Below are 18751 nucleotides of genomic sequence, written 5' to 3' on the forward strand. Positions count from 1 at the left end.
TAACATTATTAATATGATAATTATATTATTTGTATTTTAATATATTCATGATTTTATAATTAATATACACTGATGTCAATAGCAAAGGTGAAAGTTATAATATAAAAAATTGCAGTATTCAGTTGTTTTTAGAATATACTTTTTATTATAAATTTGTGTACTTAATACCAATATTATATAATATAAAATATATATACATATGTTAACTAACACAATGAGGTGGTACAGTGAAGGTAGAAGATAGACCTATCGGTTTTTTTGACTCAGGAGTAGGAGGCATTAGCGTTTTAAAAGAAGCTATAGATCTCCTGCCAAAGGAGAATTTCATTTATTTTGGGGATTCTGCAAATGCCCCTTATGGGACGAAAACTGTAGATGAAGTTAAGGATTTAACTTTTAAAGCTGTTGATTTTTTTATGGAAAAGAAAATTAAAGCTTTGGTTGTTGCATGCAATACTGCTACTAGTGCGGCAATAATAGATCTAAGGGAAAGGTATGCTAAGTACATGCCTATAATAGGAATAGAGCCAGCATTGAAGCCAGCGGTAGAATATAGGAGAAAAGGGAAAATTCTTATAATGGCAACTCCTATGACTTTAGCTGAGACTAAGTTTAATAAGCTTATGAATAATTATAAGAATGAGGCTGAAATTGAACCTCTTCCTTGTCCTGGGCTTGTAGAATTAATAGAAAGGGGAGAATTTGAAGGAGAACAAGTAAATAGTTATTTAAAAGACAAGGTAAATACCTTTGGTAAGGATGGGATTGCCGCCATTGTTCTTGGATGTACTCATTACCCTTTTATAAAAAAGGAATTATTTAAGGTAATTCCTAGAGATGTACCGGTTATTGACGGAAGTAGAGGAACAGCAAAACAGCTAAAAAGACAGCTAACTGAGTATAATATACTCAATAAAGGTAATCAAAAGGGTAGTATAGAAATTTATAATTCTTTAAATAGTGATGAGATTATAAATCTAAGTCGTAAATTGCTAGGACTAATGGATTAGGAAATTTTGAATTGATTTGTTTAATAACTTAAAAATAGAAAATAATATAAAATATGATATAATTCAAAGTATATAATAAGATTTTATTACAAATTGAAGGGAGAAAACAACTATGAATCCTATAGTTACAATTAAGATGAAAGATGGAGGAGTAATGAAAGCGGAACTTTATCCGGAGATTGCTCCAAATACAGTTAATAATTTTATAAGCCTTATAAGAAAGGGGTTCTACAATAACCTTATATTCCACAGAGTAATTCCTGGATTTATGATTCAAGGAGGATGTCCTGAAGGAGCTGGTACTGGTGGACCAGGATATAAAATAAGGGGTGAATTTGACAATAATGGATTTAAAAATGATCTAAAGCATACAAAGGGAGTACTATCTATGGCAAGAGCTATGTTCCCTAATTCTGCAGGTAGTCAATTTTTTATAATGGTAGAAGATTCCCCACATTTAGATGGCCAATATGCTTCTTTTGGAAAATTAATAGAGGGAATGGATGTAGCTGAAAAAATTGTGAGTGTAGATAGAGATTTTAGAGATAAACCTTATGAGGATCAAGTTATGGAATCTGTTACAGTTGAGACCTTTGACAAAGAATACTCTGAACCTGAAAAACTTTAAAATACAGGGTGGTGACATTGTTGGAAAATAATAAGGTTGCTCTAGTTTATGGATTTGGAGAGGCTGAGCAAAGTATTGTTTCTGAGATATTAAAGGGAAAGTATAAAGTTATAGATGAATCAATGGGAAAGATGAAGATAGGAGATATACTTAATGGTATAAAACTAGAGGTTTATAACTGTCATCTTCCTAGTGAAAAGGTGGTTTTATTTAATAACTTTGAAGATGAAGAACTAAAAAACACAATGAGAGCCATTAAAGCTAGTATTCAGCCTTCTCCTATTTTTGCTATAGTTACAGATACTTCTATAGATTGGACCTTTGAATATTTGTTAGAGCATTTAGTTGAAGAAAGAGAATGGTACAAAAAGCATGGCAGATAAAAGCGGGGGGAAAGTATGAGCAGAGTTGGAGAGAAAATTAAGAGTATAAGAAATAGTAATGGTATGAGTCAAAAACAATTAGCCAAAAAGTTAGGAGTAGCAGAAAGTTTTGTTAACGAAGTGGAGTCCGGTAGAAAAGTTGCAAATCAAAATTTAATTGATAAATTATCAAAGATTTTTGGCAAGGATATAAATGATATAACTATGTCTTTTGAAGAGCAGGTATTTAAGGAAGATAAAAACCAAAAGTACGTAGCAGAACCAAAGAAGGAAAGCATAAAAGATGTATGGAATGAAGCTTTTGGGTCCGTATTAAAGAATGTGCCAGTTTATAAGTATGATTTGCAAAAAGCTATATCCACAAAGCAACTCCCGTTAATAAATAATAAAGTAGAGGGATATTCTCAAGATAAAGTACTATACCTAGAAGTAGAAGATGAGGATATGATAGGATTTAGAATTGGAAAAGGAGACTTAGCTTTTGGTCATATAACGCATGAAGTAGAGAATAACTCTATATGTCTTATAGAATATAACAATTCTAGGGCATTAAGACAGATAAAGAAACTAGATAACAGTAAGGTTCTCCTTATAAGCAATAGGGGGACTTTAAGAACAGAGACAGTAGGAATTAAAGATTTAAAAGTAATAGTAAAACTGGATAGGATTGAAATAAGACTATAGGTTTTAGATACTTTTTATAAGAAAGAGGTGTATTGCAGTTGAACGCAGTACACCTTTTGTCTTATAAATTTAGTATAGTCAGAGTTAAGTAAATACCTAATGTGATTTTAACTTCATGTCTATAATATTGTTAGCTTTATGCTTGTATCACTATATTCCTCTTAGGTCAAACTCAGGAATAAAGCTTTCCGAACAGGTGCCACTTTCTTGAATAAATGCATTTTTTATTCCTAGAGATAGACAATAGTCTATCATAGAATCATAATGCTTTGAATTCAGTGGTCTATCTATTTCCGGAAACTTGCTTGAATTATGTGCAGGAGTATATTGATTCATAATGCTTATATAAACTGAATGACCAAAGGTTTTATATACATAGTCCATAATTTTTTTTGAATCAAATAAAAGACTAGGCATCATAAGATGGCGTATAATTATACCTTTTTTTATCAATCCATTATCATCAAATTTTACCGCTCCCACTTGAGAAAACATTTCCTCAATAGCTTTAGATGCATAATTAAAGTAATTAGGAGCATTAGAGTATCTGAGAGAAAACTTATCGTCGAAATATTTAAGGTCTGGAAGATAAACATCAATATACCCGCTAAGTGTTTTTAAGGTATCAATATTTTCGTAGCTGTTAGTATTATAAATAATAGGTATAGCAAGTCCATTAGACTTGGCAATATCTAAAGCTTCAACTATATGAGGAACGTAGTGAGTTGGAGTAACTAAGTTTATATTATGAGCACCTCTTTGTTGCTGCTCTAAAAATATTTCACTTAACCTTTTTACCGATATTTCTTTGCCAACTCCTTCAGAGCTTATTTTGTGATTTTGGCAAAAGGAACATCTTAAATTACAATTAGAAAAAAATACAGTTCCTGATCCACTAGTACCAGATATACAAGGCTCTTCCCAGTGGTGAAGAGAAACCCTCGCAACTCTGAGTTCTCTTCCGGATTTGCAAAATCCTAAAGCATTTTCCAGTCTGTTAACACCGCAGTTTCTGGGACATAAATTGCAACATTTAAGCAAGTCTAACATTTATAACACCTCTGTTTTTATGGTAGTTCTCAAACAATTATACAATTATATATGTACAATTGTACAGCTTATGATTTTCTTCTAAAATAGAAAATTAGGCATTGAATCATAAATATAAAACTAACTACTGCAAAAGCTGGGTATAAGAAGTTTATAAGCTTCACAAAACCTACTTGTGATACAGGTATTGCTAAGAGAATAATTAAAATAACAGACTTTCTGTAGGATATATGAAATAACTCTTCTAGATTTTTGCTAACGCTATATATATTTGAAACTTCTGTAGAAAACATTTCTAGCCAAATTATGCATAAAAGCAGCATTTGTATTGGTTTACCAAACCTGTTAGCAATATAAAGAAGGGGAATTTCATATTTAAAAATATAAGGAACGTTTAGCAACAATAGAAGATTTATAATCAGGGCAAGGAAAGTAAGGCCTATGGACCCAATTATAACTCCTAGCACAAGATGTCTTTTTTTCTTAATTTCTAAGCATAAAGGTACAAGAACTCCGCTGCAGCACAATACATTAAAGGCACCATATATTAATGAGGATAACATCCAATTGTTTCTATAAAACGGAATGGTTTTAAGATAAGATACATTTATATCCTTATAAAAAGCTATATACAGAATAAATAGAGTTGTTATAACTATTATTAAAGAGGGTACTATAAAAGAATTTACTTCTATAAGTCCCTTTGTATCTCTATATAGCGCTACAATAGATACAAAAATCATTATGATTATACCAACCCATTTTGAAACTCCAAAATATTGATGGATGAGAGCGCCGCTGCCAGCTAAGATTGTAGCAGCACCTCCTATTAAAAAGATAGTAGTTAAAAAGTTTGTAGCATGTCCCAAAATACCTGGACTTACAAGGGCAATAAGGCCGTCATAAGAATTCAGCTTATATTTTAGGCTTAAGTCTATAATTATACTGCCCATAGCTATGTAAATAAAGCAGCAGATAACTATGCCTATAAAACTCTTGTATCCATAGGAAGTAAAAAATTGATTTATTTCTTGTCCCGATGCAAGACCTGCACCAACTACTGTTCCTATAAAAACAGCACCTATTTGAAAGATTAGAGCTAAGTTTTTCTTCAAGATATCCCTCCTAAAATTTTTTTGAATTACTCATAAGCTAGCAAGTAATCATTCTTTTATAAATATATAGATATAAAGCTAAAATGATGATTTATAAATTAAATTTTATTTTGAGGGAAAACTAAATAAAAATCTAATCTGCAAGAAATTTACATAAACGGAGGGAAGGCTATGAAGAAGATAGATAGTAAGTGGGTAAATAGCATTATAATAATAATTGTGATTATATTTGTTAGCTGTGCATTTGTAGGATGTAAATCTAATAAAAAGGAACAGGCAAAAGAAAGCACAGAAACTTTTGATATGAAGGCTGCTACAAATGTAACAGAAACATATATGAAGTATTTGATGAAAGGCGATATAGAGAATAGTAAAAAGTTCTATTCTAAAGAACTTTTAAAGTCTTCAGCACCAGAAGAAAATAAGAGTTTAAAGATTTTTGGTTATAATTTGTCTGACACAAGTGAGGTTGGAAAGTCTGGAGTATTTAAGCTGAGAGTTTCCAGGTCAGATGTTACAAAACCTTTTGCATCTTTAGATGAATATTCTATTAAAATATCAAAGGAAGACACCGATTATAAGATAAATGAGACTAATAATAATGTACAAAAGGAAGCATTTATAGAGGGTGATCAAATAAGATTAAGAAATAAGAACAATGTAAGCACAAACTTAGTGATAGACCTAGGCAGCATACCCAACTTTGCTTTTTCTAAAGATGATAAAAGTAATATAGATAAAATACCAGTACCAAGAGCTAAATTTAGCATAATTAATTTCGCCTATGGTGGAGATAACTTAGCATTAGCTACTGAAGATAAGGATTCCTACATTGCGTTAATAAAAATAGATGAATCCCTAGCCGTACAGTCAGATAAAGGCGGCGGCGGTGATGAACAAGGTGGTGGCGGAAACGGAGGTGGAGCTAAAGCAGGTCAAGATACCGGTGGCTCCAAAACAAAAGAAAAGCCTATCGGAAAGGAAATTACTACTTTAGACTTATTAAGAGATTCAAGAGTAGAATTAATAAGTTTTTCTCCAGAAGAAAAACATGTTACAGTTCAATATACTAAGCCTGGTGTTGGGCATTGCATACGTATTTATAAGATGGATGGTGGAGATATGATACCTTTTAAGTTTGAGGAAAAGTACCCATTAGATAAGGTGGATGTGGTTATTTCTTCATATGATAAGGACACTATAAACTATGATGTGATACCTAAAAAAGCAGGAGACAAAACTGTTAACAATATTATAGGGAAGTGGCAATTGAGTCTTAAGGATTTTAAAGAGAAGAAAATGTGATATAATTAAAGATAAAAAGTATAATTGGAGAGTAAATATGCTGTGGGGAGACAAAAGATATTATAATTTAAATTATTTTTTAAGACAAAAGTTTGGAAGTAAAGTATTTAAGATATCCTTGGATGCAGGGTTTTCTTGCCCTAATAGAGATGGTACTATAAGTAAAGGTGGATGCCTTTTCTGCAGTGAAAGAGGTTCCGGTGACTTTGCAGGAAATAGATGCTTTTCTATAAAGGAACAATTTAAAGATATAAAAACAATGATGAACAACAAGTGGAGAGAAGGAAAGTACATTGCTTATTTTCAGGCATATACAAATACTTATGCGACTGTAGAGGTATTAAGGCAGAAGTATGAAGAAGCAATAAGCGAAGAAGGTGTTGTAGCATTGGCAATAGCTACAAGGCCAGATTGCCTTAGTGAAGAGGTACTAGAGCTTTTAGATGAATTTAATAAAAAAATATATACCTGGGTAGAGCTTGGGCTTCAAACTTCTAATGAAATAACAGCAAAAAAAATAAACAGAGGTTATAGTTTAGATGTATTCGAGAGAGCAGTAAACAATTTGAGAAAGATAAATATTGATGTAGTGGCCCATGTAATATTTGGATTACCAGGTGAAGCTAAAGAAGACATGATGAATACTGTAAAATATGTTTCGAAGATAGGTGTTCAAGGAGTAAAGTACCATCTCCTACACCTGATGGAAAATACGCCTTTGGTGAGCTTATATAATAGAGGGGAACTTAAATTCTTAGAGCAAGATGAGTATATAGATATAATATGTTCAGCCATATCTATTACCCCACCTGATGTAGTAATTCATAGGCTAACAGGAGATGCACCAAGAAGTTTACTAATAGGTCCAAAATGGAGTTTAAAAAAATGGGAAGTATTAAATTCCATTGACGCTAAGCTTAAAGAAAAAGATATATATCAAGGAATACACTATAAATAACTAATTTTAGGTTCTCTACTTCTTAAATAAGGTAGAGAACTTTTTAATGGGGGAAAGTTTTATGAAGATTGATTTAATAATTTCCGCAGATGATATAAAAAGAGAAAAGGTTGAAGGAAAATCAGTAGTAGTTATAGATATGCTTAGAGCTACATCTGTAATAGTTACTGCTATAAATAACGGATGCCAAGGAATAATACCAGTACTTACAGTAGAAGAGGCTTTTACCATAGCAAATAGGGATAGAAAGGTATATGTATTAGGAGGGGAGAGAGAAGCGTTAAAAATAGATGGATTTAACTTTTCAAATTCTCCATTAGAGTATAAAAGAAATTCTGTGGAAGGAAAAAACTTAGTAATAACCACTAGTAACGGCACTAGGGCAATCAGAGGAAGCGTAGGAGCTAAGAATATTTTAATAGGAGCATTAATCAATGCTAGAGCTGTTGCTGACAGATTGATTGAGTTAAATAACGATATAGTTATAGTTAATGCTGGAACTTATGGGCAGTTTTCCATGGATGATTTCATATGTAGTGGTTATATAATACACTGTATAGCTGACAAAAAGTCTGATATAGAACTGACGGATATTTCAAAGACAGCTAGCTATATATATGGTGAAAATAAAGATGTGTTAAGATTTATAAAAGGAGCAACTCACTATAAAAGAATGAAAGAATTAAAATTAGACCACGACTTAAATTACTGCTGTCAAAAGGATATTATAGAAGTCGTACCAGAATACAGAGATGGGTTAATATCTTAAATTTAAAATTAGTGATGACTTTCAATAGATTATATTGAAAATCATCACTAGCTATAAAACTATTAAACCACTTGAAATATATAAAACTTTAAGTAGTATGACTCGTCAGAATTCCATAGTATTGGATGGTCTGAAGCTTGTGTTCTAAATTCCACTTGCCTTAACATTCTTCTAGCATCTTTAGCAGCATCAGCTATTGTATCCTTGAAAAGCTCTGGATTCATAAAATGTGAGCATGAGCATGTAACGAGAAAACCACCTGGCTTAACCATTTTTATGCCTCTTAGATTAATCTCTTTGTAGCCTCTTACAGCACTATTTATAGTTGACCTAGATTTTGTAAAAGCAGGGGGATCTAGTATTACTACATCATATTGTCTTCCCTCTCTTACCCATTGTGGAAGAGCATCAAAAGCATTGTGACATTCAAACTTAACTACATCTGAAAGCCCATTTAACTCGGAGTTTCGGGTTGCTTCGTCTACAGCAAGTTGAGATATATCAAGTCCTAATACACTCTTAGCACCAGCTACACCAGCATTTAGCGCAAAGGAACCTGTATGAGTAAAACAATCTAATACATCAGCATCTTTGCAAATTTTATGTATAGCATATCTATTTTCTTTTTGATCTAAGAAAAAGCCGGTCTTTTGACCATTTTCTATATCAACAGTATACTTAACACCGTTTTCTACAATTTGTATTTTCGTTTCAAAGGGTTCAGTTAAAAATCCTTTTGTTTGCTCCATACCTTCTAATTCACGTACTTTTACATCGCTTCGTTCATATACACCTTTAGCAGCAAAGTCTTCCTGCAGTATTTTAACTATTATCTGTTTATATTTATCTATACCTAATGAAAGAGATTGTATTACGTAATAATCTTCATATTTGTCTATTATAAGACCAGGTACAAAATCTGCTTCTCCAAATAGGAATCTACAGCTTGAAGTAGCTATAACCTTCTTTCTATAATTCCAGGCATTATGTAACCTTTTTCTGAAAAATTCTTCGTCTATTTCTTCATTAATGTCACGAGTCATCATTCTTATAGTGATTTTTGATAAGTCATTTATGTAACCCTTTCCTATAAAGCTTCCTTTAAAATTATAAACTTCAACAATATCACCATTTTCATAGGTACCATCGTAACCTTCTATCTCGCTAGTGTATATCCAAGGGTGACCATTTTCAGCCTTTCTTCCCATACCTTTATGTAAATAAAATTTGCATGTCATTATAGCATTACCTCCCTGTTTTTTCATTATGTAGTATACCACAATTAAAAAGTTAATAATACTTAAAATTCCTTTGACATAAGTCATGATAATAAATTAAACTAGTTCTTGTATTATGTTTAAGAATTTTTATATTTTAAATATAGATATTTAAGGAGAGAAGATATGAGTATACTAACAGTTAAAAATGTAAATCACGGTTTTGGAGACAGAGCAATATTTGAGGATGTATCTTTTAGACTTCTCAAAGGAGAGCATGTTGGACTTATAGGGGCAAATGGAGAAGGAAAATCAACTTTTATGAATATAATAACAGGAAAACTAGCTCCTGATGAAGGAACAATTGAATGGTCTAATAGAGTAAGAGTTGGATACATGGATCAGCATGCCCAATTACAAAAAGGACAGACTATAAGGGACGTACTAAAAGGTGCTTTTCAATATCTTTTTGATCTTGAAAAGGAAATGTTAGAGATAACAGATAAAATGGCAGATGCATCCCCAGAAGAGTTAGAAAAGTTACTAGATGATATGGGAAATATTCAAGACTTACTTGATAACAATGGTTTTTATGTTATAGATGTGAAAGTAGAAGAAGTGGCTGGCGGACTTGGACTTAGAGATATAGGACTTGATAAAGATGTTGCTGACCTAAGTGGTGGCCAGAGAACTAAAGTTCTTTTAGCAAAGCTTCTTCTTGAGAATCCCGACATTTTACTTTTAGATGAGCCTACTAACTACTTAGATGAGAAGCATATTGAGTGGCTGAAGTTTTATCTTCAGAATTATGAGAATGCATTTATACTTATTTCTCATGATATTCCTTTCTTAAATAGTGTTATCAATTTAATATATCATGTTGAAAATAAGAAGCTTACAAGATATGTAGGAGATTATGATAACTTTATTAGAGTATATGAAGCAAATAAGAGACAATTAGAATTGGCATTTGAAAGACAACAAAAGGAAATAGCTAAGCTTGAAGATTTTGTGGCAAGAAACAAGGCAAGAGTTGCTACAGTGGGGATGGCCAAATCAAGACAAAAGCAACTGGATAAAATGGAGAAAATAGAGTTAACAAAGGAAAAGGTAAAGCCAGAGTTTAATTTTAAGCCTACTAGAGCATCTGGTAAGCTTATATTTGAGACTACAGACCTAGTAATAGGATATGATGAACCGCTTTCTAAACCATTGAACTTAACAATGGAAAGAGGAGATAAGATTGCTTTAGTAGGTGCTAATGGTCTTGGTAAGACTACTCTTTTAAAAAGTCTTATGGGGGAGTTAAAGCCTTTATCAGGAAAGGCAGAACTTGGAGATTACCAGTATATAGGATATTTTCAGCAGGAAATAAAAGAATCTAACTATAATACTTGTATAGAAGAAGTGTGGAGTGAGTTCCCATCATTTACTCAATATGAAATAAGAGCTGCTCTAGCAAAGTGTGGTCTTACTACGAAGCAGATAGAGAGCAAAATAGTGGTTCTTAGTGGTGGCGAGCAAGCTAAGGTAAGACTATGTAAGATATTAAATAGGGAAACCAATATTTTGATTCTGGATGAGCCTACCAACCATCTAGATGTTGATGCAAAGGAAGAGTTAAAAAGAGCATTAAAGGAATATAAGGGAAGTATTTTACTAGTTTGTCACGAACCAGAGTTTTATAGAGATGTAGTTACAGATATCTGGGATTGTGAGCAATGGACAACTAAGATAGTATAAAGCATCACTTGAATTTATGTAAGTGATTATAGTCTATTATAATAATGAAAGTGACAAGAAAATCTATATGTTTCTTGTCACTTTTTTAGGTTTATGGATTACTTTCATCACAAAGGCTTACAAAGTCTTCCTTTATCCAACCTTTCGAATTAGTTCTATCGTTAGAGCTTATAGATACTTCGTACCATACCTGATTATTAATTTTCCCACTATCATGTATTTCAATAAGCATGTCTTCTTTTAATAAATTTAGCGACGGGGAGTTAAGAAGAGGAGACATTAACAGTTCACATTTTTTCTTAACAATGCCTTTGTTGGTTGTTGGATACATATACTCTATGGTTACTTTTTTATCTGCTTTTGTTAATTGCTTCAGGTTGTTATTTTGATATTTTAGAAGCAAAATCTGTTTTCTTTGAGCTGACATTTTATTTGTAAAGTAATAAGATGCACATAAGGCTGCAACTACTAATACTATAAATAAAAAGGTTAACATGTCACATACCGCCCCCAGATAATATTATTTAATAACAGTATATTCAATACAACTATAAAAACTGTCAATTAATAAAATAATCGAGTAGAAGGTAGATAAGACTGTTATCTGCTTCATACTCGATTATTTTAAGTTAAACCGCTTTTGTTAGCTCATTATACTCGGAAATATACATATCAGCATGATTTATTATATCTTGTTTTTGATACTCAGAGTATAGATCATGGACACCTATAACTACCATACCTGCTGACTTCGCTCCTTTAACAGCAGGAAGGATGTCTTCAAACACCGCACATTCTTCAGGCTGTAAGTTAAGCTTTTTAGCAGCAAGCAGGTATATATCCGGAAAGTCTTTTCCTCTTGTAACTTCATCAGTAGTACTTATAGAATCAAAAAAGTGATATATATCATTATTCTTCAAAGCAATTTCTATAAGAAGTTTGCAATTGCTGGTAGCTAGTCCTATTTTTATTCCTTTGGATTTTAAAAGGGATAAAAATTCTTTTGCACCGGCTTTTAGTTTCACATCATGAGTATAGTGATGTATAGCCATATGATTCCATTCACTTTGAATTTCTTCTATACTGTCAGGAAGATCAAATCTATTTTTAAAGTATTGAGCAACTTCTGAAAAACTCATATGCTCTATTTCTTCTTTTAGATTATCAGGTAACTTTATATTCCTTTTTTCCAGATATTCCTCATCTACCTTAGTCCATACCCACATAGAGTCGATAAGTGTTCCATCCATATCAAATATAGCACCTTTAATATTTTTTAGCATTATATCACCCCATTTTCTAGTATAACATTAAAGAAACAAATAAAACAGCACCTCATTTTAAATTAGGTGCTGTCTATATAAGTATTGGTATGTATTACTAATACTAAAATTTTCTTTCAAATATTTCTATCTTTTTTTCATCTTTGAAGTCTTCTATAGATTCAATTCCTATATCACTTAGAATTTTATTCATACAGTCGCTATCTACAGATACCTTAATAGAGGAGTTATCAGCTAAGTGATCTACATGCTCTTTACCTTTTTCACGAGGTAAAATAGCTTTAGGACCACCAACACAGCCGCCTATACAGCCCATTCCTTCAATAAAATTAGCATCTATATCTCCATTTTTAGCTTTTTCAAGTATTGCTCTACATTCTTTTACACCATTTGCTTGAACTGTTCTTATAAGTTGATACTTTTCAGGAAATAGTCTTTCTACTGCTTCAGTTACAGCGGTAGATACACCACCGGTACGAGCATAAAGCCTTCCACCCCTTGAAGCATATTCTGTAGAAGAATCTTCATCTAGCTCTGCAGGATTAATATTTAATGATTCAAATATATCTTTTACCTCTGCAAAAGTAAGAACAAAATCTATATCGCCTAAAAGATCTTTTTCCTTAGCTTCTGCTTTTTTAGCAACACAAGGTCCAATAAATACAACTTTACAGTCGGGATTTAACTCTTTCATTACTCTTCCCGATGCAATCATTGGGGATACAGAAGGTGAAACATATCTTACTAAGTCATTATATACTCTCTTAAGCATACCTACCCACATAGGACAGCAACAGGAGGTTATCATTAGGTCTTCACGTTTCTTTACAAAGTGGTCGAATTCTACTGCTTCTTTTAAAGTAAGCATATCTGCAAAAAATGCTACTTCTATCATATCTGTAAAGCCTATTTTTTTAAAAGCGGCTCTTAGTTGATCAATAGTAATCATATCTCCAAATTGACCAATAATGGCTGGAGCAACTGCAGCTATTACAGGGTGACCACCTTTAAGCAGTTCTAGTAGTGGTATAAATTCTACTCTATCCAGTATTCCCCCTGTTGGGCATGCCTCTACGCAAAAACCGCAGTCTGTACATTTGTCATTATCAATTACACTTGTATTCTTTTCAGTATCTATAAAAATTGCATTAAAGGGACAGGATTTTTGGCACATGGTCTCACCATTTACATCCACACAATCCATAGAACAATGCTTGATTTTGTTTACTATTTTGTGATTAGTTTCATATGAGCTTATTGCTTCTTTCAGTTCTTCTACAAAGTTGTCACTATAAGTTATACCTGTTCCGCAAAGGGAGGATATAACTCTACTGAGAGATTCCTTATCCACAGATTCCTGTGAAAGAATTTCTTTTACCTTTTCTTCAAAATTACCTTCATAATAAGCATTTACTATACTCTTAAACAAATCGCTATATTTTGCCTTCATCTTAACACTCCTCTTAACGTTCCTCGGAAGATTTAGAGTAAAATGGTATTTTGTACTATGCCGCTGTTAAATATAAGTTGCCCTAAAATTAAAATTTAATTCGGATAATCTTGGATATGGTTATGTTAAAATTATATGAAAAAAGGACAAGATAATCTTGTCCTTTTGGTCGGGGTGACAGGGATTGAACCTGCGACCTCATGGTCCCAAACCACGCGCGCTCCCATCTGCGCCACACCCCGTTACAATTTAATTATATGTAATATAATGGGATAAGTCAAGTGTTAATTATATTTTTGTGTGAAATTTTAAAATATAATATATAAAGCTGACAGCAATAAAACCTTAAGGTGTCAGCTTTATATAGACATAAAATTATTCTTTAGCCTTGTCATCCCCGGCTCCTTTAGTAGGCACTGTAGATATAAGAAAACCTACCAGTATAGATACTAATGCAGGGGCTATTATATTTATATAGGCTATAAACCAGGTTCTATAGAGTATAAGAGCAGTAAGACCAGTTATAGCTATTGTAACTAGAAAGACATAAATTATAAATTTAGCAAAAGAACTAAAAAATTTCTCATAAAGTCTGTGTCTTGTAGGACCACTTATTATTTTTCTAAAGAAAAAGTATGAAACTAAGATTAGAACTATATCTACAGCAGCAGATATTAAAAAGTTTCTCATAGTAAAACACCTCCAACAGGTTATCAATTATATTATTGCCATGTTGGAGGATTTTACACATATTTATATTTTTTAATTATCTTGGTCTAGATACATTTCACCTATTTTATAGACATCTCCTGCACCTACAGTTAAGACTATGTCTCCAGCCTCTACGTTTTTACGTAAGTGAGATACGATTTCATCAAAGTTATCAAAGTTACAGCATTTTACTTCTCTTTGTTTTATTTTGTCTGCTAACATACTAGAACTTACTACTCCAGTATCTTTCTCTCTTGCAGCATATATATCTGCAAGAATAACTTCGTCTGCATCATCAAAAGCTTCAACGAACTCATCAAATAGATTTAGAGTTCTTGAATATGTGTGAGGTTGAAACACGCAAAACATCTTTTTGTGAGGATAGTTTTTAGCTGCACTTAATGTAGCTTTTATTTCTGTTGGGTGATGTGCATAATCATCTATAACTGTAACATTATTTTTTGTACCTTTTATTTCAAATCTTCTGTGGGTACCATTAAAACTTTCCAGTCCCTTAACAATGTTGTTTTTAGGAATATCTAAGCTAAGAGCAGTGCATATACTTGCTAAAGCATTTAGAACATTATGTTTACCAGGAACATTTAGTTGCACAGATAAAATTCTCTCACTTTCCTTATATGCATCAAAATAAGCACATCCATTTTCATTAAACACTATATTTTTAGCTCTTATTTCTCCAGCATCTATTCCATAGGTTAGTGTGTTGCATTTAGCATGAGATACAATATTATTTACTCTCATATCATCAGCATAACCTATTAGGTATCCATTTGTAGGGATAAGTTTAGAAAAGTTTGCAAAGGCATTTTCAATATCATTTATATCCTTATAATAATCTAGATGGTCTGCATCAATATTTAGTATCACACCTATATAAGGGAAAAACTTTAAGAAGGAGCCTTTATATTCACAAGCTTCAGTTATAAAGTAATCACTATTACCTGGACGTACATTACCATTTATAATATCTAATTGTCCTCCAACAAGTATTGTAGGATCTAGTTCTGCATTCAAACATATATGAGACACCATAGAAGTAGTAGTAGTTTTTCCATGAGTCCCTGAAATCGCTACATTATATTTGTGACCCTTCATTATATATCCTAAAAATTCTGCTCTTGTTATAGTTGGAACATTTAATTCCTTTGCCCTTAAAAGTTCAGGGTTATCTTCGGATATTGCAGCAGTATATACTACTAAGTCGATATCTTCAGTTATATTATCTCCTGATTGACCTATATTAATTTGAGCGCCATTTTGTTTTAAGGTATCTGTTATGGCAGAAGCTTTCATATCAGAGCCAGATACTTTGAAGTTTTGTTCTAATAGAATTTCAGCTAATCCGCTCATACTAATTCCACCTATTCCTATAAAGTGGATTTTCTTGTTTCTATCTTTTATAAAATCAAATGACAATAAAATCATCTCCCTGTATTAATCAAATTTATCTCATTTAATAATTATATACAAAAATGAATCAAAAAAACACATTTACATAATTTTATTTTAGTATCTTAATCTTGTAATCTACTAATTATTAATAATTAAGTATTGATTATGTATTGGTTTTATCATAGAATATGAATAATAACATATAGTTTTAGAAAGAATATTCGTAAATTTAATATAGATAGGTGATGTAATGGAGAAATTTAGTAGAAATCAAAGAGTGGCAACTATAACAAAGATTTTAATAGAAAATCCTAATAAGGTGATAAATCTTAATAATTTTACAGATATGTTCAATGCTGCAAAATCTACCATAAGCGAAGATTTAGTTGTAATCAAGGATATTTTGATGAAACTTTCCATGGGGAGAGTGGAAACTATATCAGGTGCCGCTGGTGGAGTAAAATATATATGTGGATTATCTGGAGAAAAAATTAAGGAATTTGCTGAAAGACTATGTATTATTTTGAAAAATAGAGAAAGAATAATACCAGGGAATTTTCTATACATGACAGATATAATGTTTAACCCTCAAATAATTCATACAGCTGGGGTAATATTAGCATCAGCCTTCAATGATAAAAATGTAGACTATGTGGTTACTGTTGAAACAAAGGGGATTCCGTTAGCCTATGAAGTAGCAAAGATGTTAGGTGTACAGCTCGTAGTGGTTAGGAGAGAAACAAAAGTTACAGAAGGTTCTACACTAAGTATAAATTATGTATCCGGTTCTACTGGTAGGATTCAAACTATGTCTTTATCTAAAAAAGCTATGAATAAGGGAAGCAAGTGCATATTCATAGATGACTTCATGAAAGCGGGAGGAACCGCTATGGGCATAATAGATCTTTTAAAGGAGTTTGAAAGTGAGCTTTTAGGAATTGGAGTACTGATAGATAATGTAGAAACTCCTAAAAAGTTAGTTGAGGACTATGTGTCAATTGTAGACTTCAAGGGTATTGACGAAAAGGGAGAAGCGCTATTATTTCCTTCAGAAATGTTCAAATAATAAAATTTTCAAAAAATTTATTGTTTTTTTGAAAAGCAAGAAGGAAAAATATAAAATTTAGAGAATATTATATACATAAGCATCTTGGAGGTGGATTTTATATGCAAATTACAGACGTTAGAGTTAGAAAGATTGCCGCAGAAGGCAAGATGAAAGCTATAGTTTCAGTAACCTTTGATAATGAATTCGTAGTTCACGATATAAAGGTTATAGAAGGTCAAAATGGGCTTTTTATAGCAATGCCAAGTAGAAAAACTCCAGACGGAGAATTTAAAGACATTGCACATCCAATCAACACTCAAACAAGAGAAAAGATACAACAAGCAATTTTAGAAGAATATGAAAAAGTAAAAAATGAAGAAACTGTTTCTGATGACAGAGTAGAAGAAGAATAATAAAAAGGAGTAAAATTACTCCTTTTTATTATTTTTAGATTATTAACAGTGAAATATATCAATTTATGAAATTCCTTATAAAAATTAACTATAAGGTTGAAAATACTTTTTATATAAAATATAATATTAAGGGATGTTTTTATAAAATAAGATAGAAAAATGTAAGTTTATGACCATAAAGAGGTGTTATAATGTATAATTGTGCTATAATATTAGCAGCTGGTGAAGGAAAAAGGATGAAATCGTCTACGCCTAAGGTACTTCACAAAGTATGTGGAAAAGAAATGGTTAACGTAGTAATAGATGTTATTAAAAATGCAGGAATAAAGGACATAAATGTAGTTGTTGGAAGAGGAGCAGATAAGGTAAAGGAAGCTACTGAGGTAAATGGAGTATTTTATGCTCTACAGGATAAGCAGCTAGGAACTGGGCATGCAGTTATGTGTGCAAGGGAGTTTCTAACAGGTAAACAAGGTACGGTAGCGATTTTTACAGGAGATGCTCCTTTAATAACAAAGGAAACAATAGAAAAGCTTACTCTTTTTCATAGAGAAGGTATGTATAAGGCTACCTTATTGACTTCTATAGTAGACAATCCTTCAGGATATGGAAGAGTAATAAGAGGAAATAATGAAGATGTAGTAAAGATCGTTGAGCATAAAGACTGTACAGAACAGGAACTTAAGATAAATGAAATAAATTCAGGTATGTACTGTTTTGATATAGAACATCTGTTAAAAAGCCTAGACAGACTAGATAATAATAATGCTCAAGGAGAATACTATTTGACAGATGTTATAGGAATTTTAAAGAGCGACGGAGAGAAGATTGGAGCATTGCCAATACCTTTTGAGGAAACAATGGGTGTAAACTCTAGAGCTCAACTTGCAGATGCAGAAAAGGTTATGAGAAAGAGAATAAATTTAAAACATATGGAAAATGGAGTTACATTAATAGACCCTGATAACACCTATATTGATATAGATGTTGAGATTGGTAATGATACTATAATTTATCCTGGAAATGTGATCTCAGGAAAAACCATTATCGAAGAGGGTTGTACTATATATCCTAATTCCAGAATAGAGAATAGTCTTATAGGAAAAGGTGTTAATATTCAAAACTCTGTCATATTACAGAGTAAGGTAGGAGAAGGCACCTCAGTAGGACCGTTTGCCTACATAAGACCAGAGAGTGTTATTGGTAAATCTGCTAGAATTGGAGATTTTGTTGAGATTAAAAAGTCCGTTATAGGAGATAAGACTAAGGTTTCTCATTTAACTTACATTGGAGATGCAGAGGTTGGAAGTGGATGCAACTTCGGTTGTGGTACTGTTGTTGTTAACTATGATGGAAAGAAAAAGCATAAAACTATAATTGGAGATAATGCATTTATAGGATGTAATGTAAACTTAGTTGCTCCAGTTAAGATTAATAATGACACATACATTGCAGCAGGCTCAACTATATTAGAAGAAGTGCCAGAAGGTGCCTTGGCCATTGCAAGAGCAAAACAGGTAAACAAAGAAGGTTGGGTAGAAAAAAAAGGATTAAAGAAATAAAATTTTAGG

19 protein-coding genes and 1 tRNA gene are annotated in these 18751 nt (G+C 32.1%); 11 read left to right on the forward strand and 9 right to left on the reverse strand.

What is annotated here, in order from left to right; genetic code table 11:
- Positions 1-227: 227 nt before the first annotated feature.
- From murI to P8V03_RS10860, 4 genes are all read left to right on the forward strand, one after another.
- Complete coding sequence (murI, locus tag P8V03_RS10845; protein WP_261672234.1) at positions 228-1010, forward strand: glutamate racemase; 783 nt, start codon at positions 228-230, stop codon at positions 1008-1010.
- Between the two features lie 112 nt (positions 1011-1122).
- A complete protein-coding gene (locus tag P8V03_RS10850; RefSeq protein ID WP_318798144.1) occupies positions 1123-1638 on the forward strand; it encodes a peptidylprolyl isomerase in 516 nt (171 codons plus the stop codon).
- A gap of 11 nt (positions 1639-1649) precedes the next feature.
- Entirely contained in the window at positions 1650-2021 is a 372-nt protein-coding gene (locus P8V03_RS10855; RefSeq protein ID WP_261672343.1) for a DUF3783 domain-containing protein, read from the forward strand.
- 15 nt (positions 2022-2036) lie between these two features.
- Entirely contained in the window at positions 2037-2705 is a 669-nt protein-coding gene (locus tag P8V03_RS10860) for a helix-turn-helix domain-containing protein (protein ID WP_261672232.1), read from the forward strand.
- Between the two features lie 150 nt (positions 2706-2855).
- Here the strand turns inward: P8V03_RS10860 and P8V03_RS10865 are convergent, their stop codons facing one another.
- Both P8V03_RS10865 and P8V03_RS10870 read right to left on the reverse strand, forming a co-directional pair.
- Entirely contained in the window at positions 2856-3755 is a 900-nt protein-coding gene (locus P8V03_RS10865; RefSeq protein ID WP_261672231.1) for a radical SAM protein, read from the reverse strand.
- 68 nt (positions 3756-3823) lie between these two features.
- Positions 3824-4873 (reverse strand): YkvI family membrane protein, encoded by a 1050-nt coding sequence (locus P8V03_RS10870; protein WP_396125128.1) that lies wholly within the window; start codon positions 4871-4873, stop codon positions 3824-3826.
- A 168-nt stretch (positions 4874-5041) separates the two neighbouring features.
- On the opposite strand from P8V03_RS10870, the gene P8V03_RS10875 reads away from it, so the two are divergent.
- The 3 genes from P8V03_RS10875 to P8V03_RS10885 all read left to right on the forward strand — a co-directional run bounded on the left by P8V03_RS10875 (position 5042) and on the right by P8V03_RS10885 (position 7902).
- Positions 5042-6175, forward strand: coding sequence for a hypothetical protein (locus tag P8V03_RS10875; RefSeq protein WP_318798145.1), 1134 nt, complete (start codon positions 5042-5044; stop codon positions 6173-6175).
- A gap of 37 nt (positions 6176-6212) precedes the next feature.
- Positions 6213-7133 (forward strand): tRNA modification radical SAM protein MnmL/YtqA, encoded by a 921-nt coding sequence (gene mnmL, locus P8V03_RS10880; RefSeq protein ID WP_318798146.1) that lies wholly within the window; start codon positions 6213-6215, stop codon positions 7131-7133.
- A 61-nt stretch (positions 7134-7194) separates the two neighbouring features.
- Positions 7195-7902 (forward strand): 2-phosphosulfolactate phosphatase family protein, encoded by a 708-nt coding sequence (locus tag P8V03_RS10885; protein WP_261672227.1) that lies wholly within the window; start codon positions 7195-7197, stop codon positions 7900-7902.
- 62 nt (positions 7903-7964) lie between these two features.
- Here the strand turns inward: P8V03_RS10885 and P8V03_RS10890 are convergent, their stop codons facing one another.
- Entirely contained in the window at positions 7965-9140 is a 1176-nt protein-coding gene (locus P8V03_RS10890; RefSeq protein WP_261672226.1) for a class I SAM-dependent rRNA methyltransferase, read from the reverse strand.
- Between the two features lie 165 nt (positions 9141-9305).
- On the opposite strand from P8V03_RS10890, the gene P8V03_RS10895 reads away from it, so the two are divergent.
- On the forward strand, positions 9306-10862 hold the full coding sequence (locus P8V03_RS10895) for an ABC-F family ATP-binding cassette domain-containing protein (RefSeq protein ID WP_318798147.1): 1557 nt from the start codon (positions 9306-9308) through the stop codon (positions 10860-10862).
- 91 nt (positions 10863-10953) lie between these two features.
- Here the strand turns inward: P8V03_RS10895 and P8V03_RS10900 are convergent, their stop codons facing one another.
- The 6 genes from P8V03_RS10900 to murC all read right to left on the reverse strand — a co-directional run bounded on the left by P8V03_RS10900 (position 10954) and on the right by murC (position 15743).
- Positions 10954-11358: a hypothetical protein gene (locus P8V03_RS10900; protein WP_261672224.1), complete on the reverse strand. Its 405-nt coding sequence runs from the start codon at positions 11356-11358 to the stop codon at positions 10954-10956.
- Between the two features lie 133 nt (positions 11359-11491).
- The gene (locus tag P8V03_RS10905) at positions 11492-12145 is read right to left on the reverse strand and encodes an HAD family hydrolase (protein ID WP_318798148.1); all 654 of its coding nucleotides are present in this window, start codon (positions 12143-12145) and stop codon (positions 11492-11494) included.
- A 103-nt stretch (positions 12146-12248) separates the two neighbouring features.
- Complete coding sequence (locus P8V03_RS10910; protein ID WP_261672222.1) at positions 12249-13595, reverse strand: [Fe-Fe] hydrogenase large subunit C-terminal domain-containing protein; 1347 nt, start codon at positions 13593-13595, stop codon at positions 12249-12251.
- A gap of 166 nt (positions 13596-13761) precedes the next feature.
- Positions 13762-13837, reverse strand: a tRNA-Pro gene (locus tag P8V03_RS10915).
- Between the two features lie 133 nt (positions 13838-13970).
- Positions 13971-14285: a hypothetical protein gene (locus tag P8V03_RS10920; protein WP_261672221.1), complete on the reverse strand. Its 315-nt coding sequence runs from the start codon at positions 14283-14285 to the stop codon at positions 13971-13973.
- A 72-nt stretch (positions 14286-14357) separates the two neighbouring features.
- Complete coding sequence (murC, locus tag P8V03_RS10925) at positions 14358-15743, reverse strand: UDP-N-acetylmuramate--L-alanine ligase (protein WP_318798149.1); 1386 nt, start codon at positions 15741-15743, stop codon at positions 14358-14360.
- A gap of 226 nt (positions 15744-15969) precedes the next feature.
- Here murC and purR point away from each other — a divergent pair, with 226 nt between their 5' ends.
- The 3 genes from purR (at position 15970) to glmU (ending at position 18742) form a co-directional block, all read left to right on the forward strand.
- Complete coding sequence (gene purR, locus P8V03_RS10930; protein WP_261672219.1) at positions 15970-16785, forward strand: pur operon repressor; 816 nt, start codon at positions 15970-15972, stop codon at positions 16783-16785.
- A gap of 101 nt (positions 16786-16886) precedes the next feature.
- Positions 16887-17180 (forward strand): septation regulator SpoVG, encoded by a 294-nt coding sequence (spoVG, locus tag P8V03_RS10935; RefSeq protein WP_261672218.1) that lies wholly within the window; start codon positions 16887-16889, stop codon positions 17178-17180.
- 191 nt (positions 17181-17371) lie between these two features.
- Positions 17372-18742, forward strand: a complete 1371-nt coding sequence (glmU, locus tag P8V03_RS10940; protein WP_261672217.1) for a bifunctional UDP-N-acetylglucosamine diphosphorylase/glucosamine-1-phosphate N-acetyltransferase GlmU — start codon at positions 17372-17374, stop codon at positions 18740-18742.
- Positions 18743-18751: the final 9 nt, after the last annotated feature.

The sequence above is a fragment of the Clostridium tanneri genome, assembly GCF_033659955.1.
Taxonomy (GTDB): domain Bacteria; phylum Bacillota; class Clostridia; order Clostridiales; family Clostridiaceae; genus Clostridium_AM; species Clostridium_AM tanneri.

Excerpts from the sequence above, each read along its gene's own strand:
- P8V03_RS10850 (WP_318798144.1), top strand. The coding sequence starts at position 1,123 with ATGAATCCTATAGTTACAATTAAGATGAAAGATGGAGGAGTAATGAAA.
- P8V03_RS10860 (WP_261672232.1), top strand. The coding sequence starts at position 2,037 with ATGAGCAGAGTTGGAGAGAAAATTAAGAGTATAAGAAATAGTAATGGT.
- P8V03_RS10865 (WP_261672231.1), bottom strand. The coding sequence starts at position 3,755 with ATGTTAGACTTGCTTAAATGTTGCAATTTATGTCCCAGAAACTGCGGT.
- P8V03_RS10875 (WP_318798145.1), top strand. The coding sequence starts at position 5,042 with ATGAAGAAGATAGATAGTAAGTGGGTAAATAGCATTATAATAATAATT.
- mnmL (WP_318798146.1), top strand. The coding sequence starts at position 6,213 with ATGCTGTGGGGAGACAAAAGATATTATAATTTAAATTATTTTTTAAGA.
- P8V03_RS10885 (WP_261672227.1), top strand. The coding sequence starts at position 7,195 with ATGAAGATTGATTTAATAATTTCCGCAGATGATATAAAAAGAGAAAAG.
- P8V03_RS10890 (WP_261672226.1), bottom strand. The coding sequence starts at position 9,140 with ATGACATGCAAATTTTATTTACATAAAGGTATGGGAAGAAAGGCTGAA.
- P8V03_RS10895 (WP_318798147.1), top strand. The coding sequence starts at position 9,306 with ATGAGTATACTAACAGTTAAAAATGTAAATCACGGTTTTGGAGACAGA.
- P8V03_RS10900 (WP_261672224.1), bottom strand. The coding sequence starts at position 11,358 with ATGTTAACCTTTTTATTTATAGTATTAGTAGTTGCAGCCTTATGTGCA.
- P8V03_RS10905 (WP_318798148.1), bottom strand. The coding sequence starts at position 12,145 with ATGCTAAAAAATATTAAAGGTGCTATATTTGATATGGATGGAACACTT.
- P8V03_RS10910 (WP_261672222.1), bottom strand. The coding sequence starts at position 13,595 with ATGAAGGCAAAATATAGCGATTTGTTTAAGAGTATAGTAAATGCTTAT.
- P8V03_RS10920 (WP_261672221.1), bottom strand. The coding sequence starts at position 14,285 with ATGAGAAACTTTTTAATATCTGCTGCTGTAGATATAGTTCTAATCTTA.
- purR (WP_261672219.1), top strand. The coding sequence starts at position 15,970 with ATGGAGAAATTTAGTAGAAATCAAAGAGTGGCAACTATAACAAAGATT.
- spoVG (WP_261672218.1), top strand. The coding sequence starts at position 16,887 with ATGCAAATTACAGACGTTAGAGTTAGAAAGATTGCCGCAGAAGGCAAG.
- glmU (WP_261672217.1), top strand. The coding sequence starts at position 17,372 with ATGTATAATTGTGCTATAATATTAGCAGCTGGTGAAGGAAAAAGGATG.